Below are 11,969 nucleotides of genomic sequence, written 5' to 3'. Positions count from 1 at the left end.
TTCGGTAGTGAAAGGGGCCCTTCCTAACCGTCCCCCGGGTCGAGGCCGTCCTCCGGGTCGAGTTCGCCGAGGGCGCGCAGGCCGGGCAGGTCGCGGACGGTGAGCCGCCGGTAGTCGGTCTCGACCAGGCCGCTGGCCCGCAACTCCCGTAGCGACTTCTCGACCGATGCCACCGACGCGCCACAGATGCTGGCCAGTTCCGGCTGGGGCAGCCGCACGTCGATGATCACCCCGGTGGGGGTGCGCCTGCCGTGGGTACGGCACAGGTCGGCGATCACCCGGGCCACCCGGACCCGGGTCCCGTACAGCGCGAAGTCGACCCGCCGTCGGTTCGACCACCGCAGCCGGTCGGAGACCATCGCCGCGAGTTCGACGGCGGCCTGGGGCTGTTCCCGCAGGAAGCGGTTGAACTGGTCGCGGGGGATGGCGCGGTAGCGGGTCGGCCCGCAGGTGGTCACGGTGGCGGAGCGGGCCCGCTGGTTGAGGGCCGACATCTCGCCGAGCAGGTCGCCGCCGACCCGCAGCGACAGCAGCGCGGAGCGGCCGTCCGCGAGGCCGACCGTCACCTTGGCCAGCCCCTCCACCAGCAGCACCAGGTGGTGCGACTCGTGGTCGCCCTCGTGGATGAGGATCTGCCCGGGTGGCACCGGGCGCTCCGTCCCGAGCCGCAGCAGCGCCGAGCGGGCCGCGGGATCCAGCCGCTGCAGGAACGTCCCGTGTGGCCACTCGGCTCTCACCAGGTCCCGGTGCCGCATCGACAACCTCCCACTCGCCGCCCGGAGATCGCCGAAGCGTAGCCGAGTCCGTGCGTAGCGCGATGCCCCTGCCCGCAGCGCGGCCACCAGCACTGCCGGTACGGCCAATTCCACCAGCACCTGGGCGGGGGGCCAGACGGCCAGCAGCAGTTCGGTCAGGTCGTTCGTCATGCCCTCAGCACACCCGCCGGAGCCGTTCCGGACACCGCACCCGGAAGGGATGACGGGTGGTGGACAGATTCCGCGACGCCCTATTTGTACGGGGTCCTCCCTGCTGAGGGCCGGTTCGATGTTCCCGATGCCTGCCCGGCACGGGTCGGGCGCGGGACGAAAGGGCGACATGTCGATGCACCATCCGGAGCGGCGACTATTGATCTCCGTGGACATGGAGCGGTACAGCCGGCGCGGTAACCTCCAGCAGTACGAGGCACAGCAGGCCTTCCACGACCTGTTGCACGGCGCGGCCCGGGACGTCGGGCTCGACCGGGCGGCCTGGGCCACCCAACAGGCCGGCGACGGCGAACTGGCGATCCTGCCGCGGGACGTCCCGGAGTCGTGCGTCATCGGTCGGTTCGTCCCGGAGCTGAACCGGCGGCTGCGGGCGTACAACGTCAGTCGGGTCGAGGCGGCCCGGGTGCGCCTGCGGCTCGCCGTCCACCAGGGGCTCGTGCACCTCGACGGGGCGAACGGCTTTCCCGGCCAGGCGGTGGTGTTCGTGTCCCGGCTCTGCGACGCCGACCCGGTCCGGCGGGCGCTGGCCGCCTTCCCCGACGCGGGGGTGGCGCTGGTCGTCTCCACCGACATCTACCGGGACGTCGTCTCGGAGTACCCGGAGCAGATGCGCCCCGAGCGGTTCCGCCGGGTGCGGATCAGCCGGCCCGAGAAGGGCTTCGACGAGTACGCCTGGGTCTGCGTGGTGGACGAGGACCTGTCGGCCGTCGCACCGTCGGACATCGATGCACGGACCGACGGGCAGGCTGGTCCCGACGGCGGGACGAAGCCCGACCGGGCACGCTCCGGGTCGGCGCCGTCGCCCGCCGTGGCGCCGATCCCCGGTCCCCGGTCCGGGAACGGGTCGTCCGGTTGAGCCCGGCCCCGGCCCGGTCGTGCGGGCCGGGGGCCGGACCGTGGCGAGCCGGCCCGGTTCGGGATGGTCCCCCCGAGCCGGGCCGGCCCGGGACGGCGGGCGTGGCGTTGCTGCCTCGTTATGCTCATGCGGTGGGCTGCATGACATTGCGGCTGTGTTTCGTGGCCTGCTAGCCTCTGCTGCATAGTCATGCGGAGGTAGGTATGGGAATACGTGTCGGGGTCGCTGGCGCGAGTGGGTACGCCGGGGGTGAACTGCTGCGCCTGGTCGCTGGGCACCCGGAGTTCGACCTGGTCGCCGCGACCGCCCACCGCCAGGCCGGCCAGCCGGCCAGCGTCGTACATCCGCAGCTCGCGGGGCTGGACCTGGTCCTCGGCCCGACCGAACCGGACGCCCTGGCCGACGCGGACCTGGTCTTCCTGGCCCTGCCGCACGGCGAGTCGGCGGCGCTGGCCGCCGGGCTGCCGGAGACGGTCCGGGTGGTCGACCTCGGCGCCGACCACCGGCTGCGCGACGCCGCCGCCTGGCAGCGGTACTACGGTGGCGCGCACGCCGGCACCTGGACCTACGGCCTGCCCGAACTGCCCGGTCAGCGGCCGGCCATCGCCGCCGCGAGCCGGGTGGCGAACACCGGGTGCTACGCGGTCGCCACCACCCTGGCGCTCGCCCCGCTGGTCGCCGCCGGGGTGGTCGAGCCCGCCGACGTGGTGGTGGTCGCCGCCTCCGGCACCTCCGGTGCCGGCCGGGCCGCCAAGACGCACCTGCTCGGCAGCGAGGTGATGGGCGACCTGTCGCCGTACAAGGTCGGCGCGCACCAGCACGTGCCGGAGATCAAGCAGGCCACCGGGGCGGTCAGCCTCTCGTTCACCCCGGTGCTCGCGCCGATGCCGCGGGGCATCCTGGCCACCGTCACCGCCGTGCCGGCCGTCGCCGGCGCCGACCCGCGCGCGGTCCTCGCCGAGGCGTACGCGGACGCGCCGTTCGTGCACGTGCTGCCGGAAGGAACGTGGCCGCACACCGCCGCCACCCTCGGCTCGAACTCCTGCCACCTGCAGGCGACCGTCGATGTCGACTCCGGCCGGGTGATCGTGGTCAGCGCCATCGACAACCTCGGCAAGGGCGCCGCCGGTCAGGCCGTGCAGTGCGCGAACCTGATGGTCGGCCTGCCCGAGCAGACCGGGCTGTCCGTCTTCGGGGTGGCGCCGTGACCGGCCGGCTCCCGACGACGACACGCCCGGCCGGCGGAACCGCCACCGGCCCGCACCTGACCGGGACGGGGGAGGCGGCATGAGCGTCACCGCAGCGCGGGGTTTCCGGGCCTCCGGCGTGGCCGCCGGCCTGAAGTCCGCCGGGGCGTTGGACGTCGCCCTGGTGGTCAACGACGGTCCCGACGCCGGGGTCGCCGGAGTCTTCACCGCCAACCGGGTGAAGGCCGCCCCGGTGCTCTGGACCCAGCAGGTCGTCCACGGCGGGGTGGCCCGCGCGGTGATCCTCAACTCCGGCGGGGCGAACGCCTGCACCGGGCCGGCCGGTTTCCAGGACACCCACGCCACCGCCGAGCACACCGCCGCCGTGCTCACCTCGACCAACGCCCGGCTGATGGTCGGCGCCGGGGACGTGGCGGTCTGCTCCACCGGCCTGATCGGCGAACGGCTGCCGATGGACAAGCTGCTGCCCGGCGTCCGTGGCGCGGCACGGGACCTGTCCCGCAGCGGCGGGCCCGCCGCCGCCGAGGCGATCATGACCACGGACTCCCGCCCGAAGACGACAGTGGTCGACGGCGGCGGCTGGACGGTCGGCGGCATGGCCAAGGGCGCCGGGATGCTCTCCCCGGCCCTGGCCACGATGCTCTGCGTGCTCACCACCGACGCGGTGGCCGGGCCGGAGGCGCTCGACGCCGCCCTGCGCGCGGCCTGCCGGGTCACCTTCGACCGACTCGACTCCGACGGGGCCATGTCCACCAACGACACGGTGCTGCTGCTGGCCAGCGGGGCCAGCGGCCTCGAGCCGACCCGGGCGGAGCTGACCGCCGCGGTCACCGCCGCCTGCCACGACCTGGCCCAGCAGTTGCTCGCCGACGCCGAGGGCGCGACCAAGCAGGTCGCCATCGAGGTGGTCGGCGCGGCCAGCGAGGACGACGCGGTGGAGGTGGGTCGCGCGGTGGCCCGCAACAACCTGGTCAAGACCGCGCTGTTCGGCAACGACCCCAACTGGGGGCGGATCCTCGCCGCCGTCGGGACCACCGCCGCCGTCTTCGAGGCCGACGACCTCGACGTGGCGGTGAACGGGATCTGGGTGTGCCGCTCCGGCGCCGCCGCCGAGGACCGCTCCAAGGTGGACCTCAGCGGCCGGGACGTCACCGTCCGGATCGACCTGCACGCCGGCACCGCCCAGGCCACCGTCTGGACCAACGACCTGTCGCACGCGTACGTCCACGAGAACTCGGCCTACTCGACGTGAGCGCGAGGAACGCAGCGAAGCGGAGTCCCGCAGTCGGGAACGGAAAGGCGGCCCGGTGAGCGCGAGGAACGCAGCGAAGCGGAGTCCCGCAGTCGGGAACGGAAAGGCAGCCCGGTGAGCGCGAGGAACGCAGCGAAGCGGAGTCCCGCAGTCGGGAACGGAAAGGCAGCACAGTGACTCTCTCCGCGGACCTCACCCGCGCCCAGGGCAAGGCGGCCACCCTGATCGAGGCGTTGCCCTGGCTGGCCCAGTTCTCCGGGGCCACCGTCGTGGTCAAGTACGGCGGCAACGCCATGGTCGACCCCGAGTTGCAGCGCGCCTTCGCCGCCGACATGGTGTTCCTGCGCTACGCCGGCCTCCGGCCGGTCGTGGTGCACGGCGGCGGGCCACAGATCTCGGCCATGCTCGGCCGCCTCGGCATCGCCAGCGAGTTCCGGGGTGGTCTGCGGGTCACCACCCCGGAGGCGATGGACGTGGTCCGGATGGTGCTCGTCGGGCAGGTGGGCCGGGAACTGGTCGGCCTGATCAACGCGCACGGCCCGTTCGCGGTCGGCCTCTCCGGCGAGGACGCCGGCCTGTTCACCGCCGTGCGCCGCCCGGCGTACGTGGGCGGGGAGCCGGTGGACGTCGGCCAGGTCGGCGACGTCGAGTCGGTGGACGTCTCGGCGGTCACCGACCTGATCGAGGCCGGCCGGATCCCGGTGATCTCCACGGTGGCGCCGGACGTCGACGGGGTGCTGCACAACCTCAACGCCGACACGGCCGCCGCCGCCCTCGCCGTCGGTCTGCGCGCCCGCAAGCTGGTCGTGCTGACCGACGTACCCGGTCTGTACGCCAACTGGCCGGACACCGACAGCCTGGTCTCCGAGATCACCGCCGACGACCTGGCGACGCTGCTGCCGTCGCTGGAGTCGGGCATGGTCCCCAAGATGGAGGCCTGCCTGCGCGCGGTGCGCGGGGGAGTGCCCGCCGCGCACGTGGTCGACGGCCGGGTCGCCCACTCCACGTTGCTGGAGGTCTTCACCTCCGAGGGGTTCGGCACCATGGTCGTCCCCGAGCCCACCACCGCCGCGGCCCCCGGGGCCGCCGACCAGGGAGGACACGCATGAGCGGGCTCGTGGCGCGCTGGCAGCAGACCATGATGGACAACTACGGCACGCCGCCGCTGGCGCTGGTCTCCGGCTCCGGCGCCGTCGTGGTCGACGAGGCCGGCCGGGAGTACGTCGACCTGCTCGGCGGCATCGCGGTCAACGCCCTCGGGCACGCCCACCCGGCGGTGGTGGCCGCCGTCTCCAAGCAGGTCGCCACCCTCGGTCACGTCTCCAACCTGTACGTCGCCGAGCCGCCGGTGGCCCTCGCCGAGCTGCTGCTGGCTCTCGCCGGACGGCCCGGCCGGGTGTTCTTCGCCAACTCCGGCGCGGAGGCCAACGAGGCGGCGTTCAAACTGTCCCGGCTCACCGGCCGCAGCCACGTGGTGGCCACCGAGGGCGGCTTCCACGGCCGGACCATGGGCGCGCTGGCGCTGACCGGCCAGCCGGCCAAGGCCGACCCGTTCCGCCCGCTGCCCGGCGAGGTCACCCACGTGCCGTACGGCGACGTGGCGGCGCTGGAGGCGGCGGTCACCGACGCCACCGCGATGGTGATCCTGGAGCCGATCCAGGGTGAGAACGGCGTGGTGGTGCCCCCCGCCGGGTACCTCACCTCGGCCCGGCGGATCACCGCCCGGCACGGCGCGCTGCTGGTCCTCGACGAGGTGCAGACCGGTATCGGCCGCACCGGCCACTGGTTCGCCCACCAGGCCGAGGGGGTCGAGCCCGACCTGGTCACGCTGGCCAAGGGGCTCGGCGGGGGACTGCCCATCGGCGCCTGCCTGGCCTTCGGCCCGGCCGCGGACCTGCTGCGGCCCGGCTCGCACGGCACCACCTTCGGCGGCAACCCGGTGAGCTGCGCCGCCGCCCTCGCGGTGGTCTCCACCATCGCCAGTGAGGGGCTGCTCGACCACGTCAAGCGGGTCGGCGAGCGGCTCCGGCGCGGGATCGAGGCGCTCGGTCATCCGCTGGTCGCCGAGGTCCGGGGCGCCGGACTCCTGCTCGGCGTGGTGCTCACCGGTCCCGCTTCCGGGGCGGTGACGGCGGCGCTGCGCACGGCCGGCTTCCTGGTCAACCCGGTGCAGCCGGACGTGGTCCGGCTCGCCCCGCCGCTGATCCTCAACACCGCGCAGGTCGACGCCTTCCTCACCGCCCTGCCCGCCGCGTTGGACGCGGCCCGTACCGACCTGCCCGCCGCGTTGGACGCGGCCGGTACCGACCTGCCCGCCGCGTCCGCTGCGGTCTCTCCCGCCCCGTCCGACGCGGCGGTTCCCACCCCTCGCACCACGGAGACGAACACATGACCCGGCATTTCCTGCGCGACGACGATCTCACCGCCGCCGAGCAGTCGGCGGTGCTCGACCTGGCGGCCCGGATGAAGGCCGACCGGTTCGGGCACCAGCCGCTGGCCGGTCCCCGGTCGGTCGCGGTGCTCTTCGACAAGCAGAGCCTGCGCACCCGGTTCTCCTTCGACGTCGGCATCGCCGAACTGGGCGGGCACCCCCTGGTGGTGGACACCCAGGTCACCCACTTCGGTCGGGGCGAGACCCTCGGCGACGCGGGCCGGGTGCTGTCCCGGTACGTGGCCGCGATCGTGCTGCGCACCCACGGCGACGACCGGATCGCCGAGGTGGCGGCGGGCGCGAGCGTACCGGTGGTGAACGCGCTGACCGACAACTTCCACCCCTGCCAGCTCCTGGCCGACCTGCTCACCGTCCGCGAGCACCTGGGCGGCACGCGGGGCCGGACCCTGGCGTACGTGGGGGACGCGGCGAACAACATGGCCCACTCGTACCTGCTGGCCGGGGCGCTGGCCGGGATGCACGTGCGGGTGGCCGGCCCGGCCGGGTTCGGCCCCGACCCGGCGGTGCTGGACCGGGCCGCCCAGCTCGCCGCCGAGACCGGCGGGTCGGTGCGCGCCCTGACCGACGCGGTGGCGGCGGTCCGGGACGCCGACGTCGTCGCCACCGACACCTGGACCTCGATGGGGCAGGAGAGCGACGGCCTGGACCGGATCACCCCGTTCCTGCCGTACCAGATCAACAAGGAACTGCTCGGGCACGCCGCGCCGACCGCGATCGTGCTGCACTGCCTGCCGGCGCACCGGGGCGAGGAGATCACCGACGAGGTGCTCGACGGGCCGCAGAGCGCCGTGTTCGACCAGGCGGAGAACCGGCTGCACGCGCAGAAGGCCCTGCTCGCCTTCCTCCTGACGGGCGGGGACGGGTCCACCGACGGCCCGGACGGCCGGCCGTGACGGCTCCGCTGACCCGGGCCGCCCGGCACGCCCGGATCGTCGAGCTGATCCGCGACCGGGCGGTCCGCTCGCAGACCGAGCTGGCCGACCTGCTCGCCGGGGACGGCGTCCAGGTCACCCAGGCGACCCTGTCGCGGGACCTCAAGGAACTCGGCGCGGTGACCGCCCGGGGCGGCGACGGGCGCGGGGTGTACGTGATCCCCGAGGACGGCCACCGTCCGCTGCGCGACGCCGAGTCCGCGCCGGCCCGGCTGATCCGGCTGCTGCGCGAACTGCTCAACGACGTCGACTCCAGCGGCAACATCACCGTGCTGCGTACCCCGCCGGGCGCGGCGCAGTTCCTGGCCAGCGCCCTGGACCGGGCCGGCCTGCCCGAGGTGGTGGGCACCATCGCCGGCGACGACACCATCCTCGTCGTGGCCCGCGAGAACGTCGGCGGCGCCGCGCTGGGCGAGAAGCTCTCCGCGTGGTCCCGCCGTGACGACACCGGCGACTCCCGGATGGGGGACGCCTGACCGTGACGACCAGAATGAGCGACGTGGACGACAAGAGCCTCACCGAGAACAGCGCCGCCACCAACCGTACGAGCCTGTGGGGTGGCCGGTTCGCCGGCGGACCCGCCGAGGCCCTCGCCCGGCTGTCGGTCAGTGTCCAGTTCGACTGGCGCCTCGCCCCGTACGACATCGCCGGGTCGCGGGCGCACGCCCGGGTCCTGGCCGGGGCGGGCCTGCTCGACCCGGAGGAGCTGGGGAAGATCCTGGCCGCCCTGGACGACCTGGAGGCGGCCTGTGCCTCCGGGGCCTTCCGCCCCACCATCGAGGACGAGGACGTGCACACCGCCCTGGAGCGGGGCCTGCTGGAACGCCTCGGCAGCCTCGGCGGGAAGCTGCGCGCCGGCCGGTCCCGCAACGACCAGGTCGCCACCGACCTGCGGCTGTACCTGCGCGACCACGCCCGGGGGGTGGCCCTGCGGCTGGTCGAGCTGGCCGACGCCCTGGTGGAGCAGGCCGAGCGGCACGTGGACACCGCCGCGCCCGGCATGACCCACCTCCAGCACGCCCAGCCGGTGACCTTCGGGCACTGGCTGCTGGCCCACGTCCAGCCGCTGCTGCGGGACCTGGAGCGGCTGCGCGACTGGGACCACCGCACCGCGATCAGCCCGCTCGGGGCGGGCGCCCTGGCCGGCTCCGGGCTCCCGTTGGACCCGGTGGCCGTGTCGAAGGAGCTGGGCTTCCGGACGTCCTTCGCCAACTCGATGGACGCGGTCGCCGACCGGGACTTCGTCGCCGAGTTCCTCTTCGTCACCGCGCTGGTCGGGGTGCACCTCTCCCGCCTCGGTGAGGAGGTGGTGCTCTGGACGTCGCAGGAGTTCGGCTGGGTCGAGCTGGACGACGCCTTCGCCACCGGGTCGTCGATCATGCCGCAGAAGAAGAACGCGGACATCGCCGAGCTGGCCCGGGGCAAGTCGGGGCGTCTGGTGGGCGGGCTGATGAGCGTGCTCACCATGCTCAAGGGCCTGCCGATGACGTACGACCGGGACATGCAGGAGGACAAGGAGCCGGCCTTCGACGCGGTCGACACCCTGGAGCTGCTGCTGCCCGCGCTCGCCGGGATGATCTCCACCATGACGGTGCGGGTGGACCGGCTGGTCGCCGCCGCGCCGGTGGGCTACTCGCTGGCCACCGAGGTGGCCGACTGGCTGGTCCGCAAGGGGGTGCCGTTCCGCGACGCGCACGAGATCACCGGCAAGCTGGTGGCGCTCTGCGTGGTCCGCGAGTGCGCCCTGGACGAGGTCTCCGACGACGACCTGTCGGCGGTCAGCGAGCACCTGGACCCGTCGGTGCGGGACGTGCTCTCGGTCCGCTCGGCGCTCGCCGCCCGGACCACTCCCGGTTCCACCGGCCCCGGCCCGGTCGCCGACCAGCTCGCCGCCGCCGCCGACCAGCTGGTCGGCTGGCGGGAGTGGGCCACTGAGTCGGTCGTCCCCCGCTGAGCCGCGCGAGGAGGTGGCGGCCGGCCGGTCCGCGCGCCACCTCCTCGCCACCTGCGCGCCACCGTCGCGTCGGGCGGCGGACGGACGTGGTTCACGATCGAACCTCGACCGTTCACCGGGGACGGTGATGTGCCACCCTGGGTGCCCACGGACCCGACCCCCACCGCCGGCGGGGTGGGCGACCGCGCCCGGGGAGGCAGCATGGCCAGACGCGTCTACCTGCACGTTGGTGCGCCGAAGACGGGCAGCACGTACGTGCAGGACGTGTGGTGGGGCAACCGGGACGCGCTCAAGGGAGCCGGTATCCTGCTGCCGGGCACCGCCGCCGCCCACGACCAGGCCATGACCGATCTGCGCGCGGTGTCCTGGCGGGACCCCGACGCGCGCTGGACGTGGGACCGGCTGGCCGGGGAGGCGCGCCGGTGGGCCGGCGACGTGATCATCAGCAACGAGGGGCTGGGCGCGGCCACCGGCGACCAGGCGGCCCGCGCGGTGGCCAGCCTCGCGCCCGCCGAGGTGCACGTCATCGTGGCCGGGCGGGACCTGTGGCGCACCTTCCCGTCGATGTGGCAGCAGAGCATCCGGGCCCGCAGCACCTGGCGGTTCGAGTCCTTCCTGCGTGCCGTCGAGACCGGGAAGTTCGACAGCTTCTGGGAGCACCACACGCCGACCCGGATGCTGCGTCGGTGGGGTGACCTGGTGCCGGCCGAGCGGCGGCACCTGGTGACGGTCCCGCCGCCGGGCGCCCCGCGCGACCTCCTGTGGCGGCGCTTCGCCGGGATCGTGGGCATCCCCGACGGCCTGTGCGAGCTGCCGGCGCCCACCTCGAACCCCTCGCTCGGCGCGGCCGAGGTCGAGGTGCTGCGCCGGGTCAACCAGGCGCTGGGGGACCGGTACCCGCACCGCACGCCGTACCAGCGGGTGGTCCAGCGCCACCTGGTGAACGCGGTGCTCAAGCAGCGCGGCAACGAGTTGAGGTTCGGCGTCGGCCCGGACCGCGCCGACTGGGTGCGTGACCTCGCGGAGCGCCAGATCGAGGAACTGTCTGCCTACCCGTGCCGGGTCGCGGGGGACCTCGCCGACCTGCGGCCGGCTCCCGCGACCCTGGTGCGGACGTCCGTCCCCACCCCCGACGAACTCGACGACGGGCAGGTGCTCCAGGTCGCGATCGAGACCATCGTCGGCCTGCTCGGTCAGGCCGACGCGCTCAGCCGGCGGGCGGACCGCCAGTACGACGAGGTCCTGTCGCGGCTCACGGCCCGGGCGGTCGGCGGGGTCCGCCGGACGCTGCGCCGCGCGTCGCCCCGGGACTAGTACTGCAACGGCAGTAGGCGAATCGTCTTCGGGTCGGGTTCGTTGGTCAGCTCGTGACGGATGTTGATGTCGATCGTTGGCATGCGGAACTGGATCGGCTCCATGCTCGGATCGGGGTGCGGTTTCGCCGGTCGGAGCCGCGTCGGCGGGCGCGGCAGTACCTGTGTGGGCTGGTCTCGGGCGTGGACCGGAAGAACGGGTGGACCCTGGCTGAGCAGGCCGGTGATGTGTCGCCGGACGGGATGCAGCGGTTGTTGCGGTGGGCGGACTGGGACGTCGACGCTGTCCGTGACGATGTGCGCGACTATGTGGTCGAGCACCTCGGTGACCCCACCGGGGTGCTGATCGTCGATGACACCGGGTTCCTGAAGAAGGGCACCCGGTCGGCGGGGGTGCAGCGTCAGTACTCCGGCACCGCCGGGCGGACGGAGAACTGCCAGGTCGGTGTGTTCCTGGCCTACCGCTCGTCCAAGGGCCACGCGTTGATCGACCGGCAGCTCTACCTCCCGACGTCGTGGACCGATGACCGGGACCGCTGCCGGGCCGCCGGCATCCCCGACGAGGTCGAGTTCGCCACCAAGGTGCAGATGGCCCGCACCATGCTCGCCCGCGCCCTCGACGCGGGGGTGCCGGTCGGGTGGGTGACCATGGACGAGGCCTACGGGCAGTCGAAGTCCCTGCGCGTGTGGCTGGAACGTCGGGACGTGGCGTATGTGGTCGCCACCCGCCGTAACGACGACATGGTCACCACCACCATGGGCGCCGCCCGGGCTGATGAGCTGATCGCTGCCCTACCCGCTCGGGCGTGGTGTCGGTTGTCCGCCGGTGCCGGCGCCCACGGCCCTCGCGAATACCTGTGGGCGCGAGTGCCGGTGCGGATCTGCTGGCAGCCGGGTCGTGGGCACTGGCTTCTGGCCCGGCGCAGCATCACCACCGGGCAGATCGCCTACTACGTCTGCTAGGGCGTGTGTCGAAGTCGGTGGTGGCGCCTGAAATGGTGTGACCGTTCGGCGTG

The 11,969-nt window shown here is 73.8% G+C and carries 10 protein-coding genes and 1 pseudogene; 10 read left to right on the top strand and 1 reads right to left on the bottom strand.

Translation table 11 applies throughout. From position 1 onward, the window contains the following. Positions 1-23: 23 nt before the first annotated feature. On the bottom strand, positions 24-926 hold the full coding sequence (locus AWW66_RS20430) for a Crp/Fnr family transcriptional regulator (RefSeq protein ID WP_245648389.1): 903 nt from the start codon (positions 924-926) through the stop codon (positions 24-26). Between the two features lie 127 nt (positions 927-1,053). On the opposite strand from AWW66_RS20430, the gene AWW66_RS20425 reads away from it, so the two are divergent. From AWW66_RS20425 to AWW66_RS20380, 10 genes and pseudogenes are all read left to right on the top strand, one after another. Next, complete coding sequence (locus AWW66_RS20425) at positions 1,054-1,842, top strand: hypothetical protein (RefSeq protein ID WP_245648388.1); 789 nt, start codon at positions 1,054-1,056, stop codon at positions 1,840-1,842. 203 nt (positions 1,843-2,045) lie between these two features. Next, positions 2,046-3,050 carry an N-acetyl-gamma-glutamyl-phosphate reductase gene (gene argC, locus AWW66_RS20420; RefSeq protein ID WP_067368892.1) on the top strand — a complete coding sequence of 335 codons (1,005 nt, stop codon included), beginning with the start codon at positions 2,046-2,048 and terminating at the stop codon, positions 3,048-3,050. 79 nt (positions 3,051-3,129) lie between these two features. Beyond that, positions 3,130-4,302, top strand: a complete 1,173-nt coding sequence (gene argJ, locus AWW66_RS20415) for a bifunctional glutamate N-acetyltransferase/amino-acid acetyltransferase ArgJ (RefSeq protein WP_067368890.1) — start codon at positions 3,130-3,132, stop codon at positions 4,300-4,302. Between the two features lie 173 nt (positions 4,303-4,475). Further along, positions 4,476-5,411 (top strand): acetylglutamate kinase, encoded by a 936-nt coding sequence (gene argB / locus AWW66_RS20410; RefSeq protein WP_067368888.1) that lies wholly within the window; start codon positions 4,476-4,478, stop codon positions 5,409-5,411. Next, positions 5,408-6,694: an acetylornithine transaminase gene (locus AWW66_RS20405; RefSeq protein WP_067368885.1), complete on the top strand. Its 1,287-nt coding sequence runs from the start codon at positions 5,408-5,410 to the stop codon at positions 6,692-6,694. Before argB ends, AWW66_RS20405 begins: the two co-directional genes overlap by 4 nt. Next, on the top strand, positions 6,691-7,647 hold the full coding sequence (gene argF / locus AWW66_RS20400) for an ornithine carbamoyltransferase (protein WP_067368882.1): 957 nt from the start codon (positions 6,691-6,693) through the stop codon (positions 7,645-7,647). The genes AWW66_RS20405 and argF overlap by 4 nt, the downstream gene beginning before the upstream one ends. Further along, positions 7,644-8,162 carry an arginine repressor gene (locus tag AWW66_RS20395; RefSeq protein WP_067368880.1) on the top strand — a complete coding sequence of 173 codons (519 nt, stop codon included), beginning with the start codon at positions 7,644-7,646 and terminating at the stop codon, positions 8,160-8,162. The genes argF and AWW66_RS20395 overlap by 4 nt, the downstream gene beginning before the upstream one ends. A 14-nt stretch (positions 8,163-8,176) precedes the next feature. Continuing rightward, a complete protein-coding gene (argH, locus tag AWW66_RS20390) occupies positions 8,177-9,640 on the top strand; it encodes an argininosuccinate lyase (protein WP_067368877.1) in 1,464 nt (487 codons plus the stop codon). Between the two features lie 201 nt (positions 9,641-9,841). Continuing rightward, complete coding sequence (locus tag AWW66_RS20385) at positions 9,842-10,954, top strand: hypothetical protein (RefSeq protein ID WP_067368952.1); 1,113 nt, start codon at positions 9,842-9,844, stop codon at positions 10,952-10,954. A gap of 53 nt (positions 10,955-11,007) precedes the next feature. After that, positions 11,008-11,913: pseudogene (locus AWW66_RS20380) on the top strand (IS701 family transposase); the annotation flags it as partial. Positions 11,914-11,969: the final 56 nt, after the last annotated feature.

Origin of the sequence: Micromonospora rosaria, from assembly GCF_001567585.1 — a bacterium.
Classification (GTDB): Bacteria; Actinomycetota; Actinomycetes; order Mycobacteriales; family Micromonosporaceae; genus Micromonospora; species Micromonospora rosaria.
The sequence above is the reverse complement of the archived record's forward strand: the minus strand, read 5'-3'. Positions and strand labels throughout refer to the sequence as shown.

What these genes read in the sequence shown, in the direction of transcription:
- argF (WP_067368882.1), top strand. Translation starts at nt 6,691, where the DNA reads ATGACCCGGCATTTCCTGCGCGACGACGATCTCACCGCCGCCGAGCAG.
- AWW66_RS20425 (WP_245648388.1), top strand. Translation starts at nt 1,054, where the DNA reads ATGCCTGCCCGGCACGGGTCGGGCGCGGGACGAAAGGGCGACATGTCG.
- argC (WP_067368892.1), top strand. Translation starts at nt 2,046, where the DNA reads ATGGGAATACGTGTCGGGGTCGCTGGCGCGAGTGGGTACGCCGGGGGT.
- AWW66_RS20385 (WP_067368952.1), top strand. Translation starts at nt 9,842, where the DNA reads ATGGCCAGACGCGTCTACCTGCACGTTGGTGCGCCGAAGACGGGCAGC.
- argH (WP_067368877.1), top strand. Translation starts at nt 8,177, where the DNA reads ATGAGCGACGTGGACGACAAGAGCCTCACCGAGAACAGCGCCGCCACC.
- AWW66_RS20430 (WP_245648389.1), bottom strand. Translation starts at nt 926, where the DNA reads ATGACGAACGACCTGACCGAACTGCTGCTGGCCGTCTGGCCCCCCGCC.
- argJ (WP_067368890.1), top strand. Translation starts at nt 3,130, where the DNA reads ATGAGCGTCACCGCAGCGCGGGGTTTCCGGGCCTCCGGCGTGGCCGCC.
- AWW66_RS20405 (WP_067368885.1), top strand. Translation starts at nt 5,408, where the DNA reads ATGAGCGGGCTCGTGGCGCGCTGGCAGCAGACCATGATGGACAACTAC.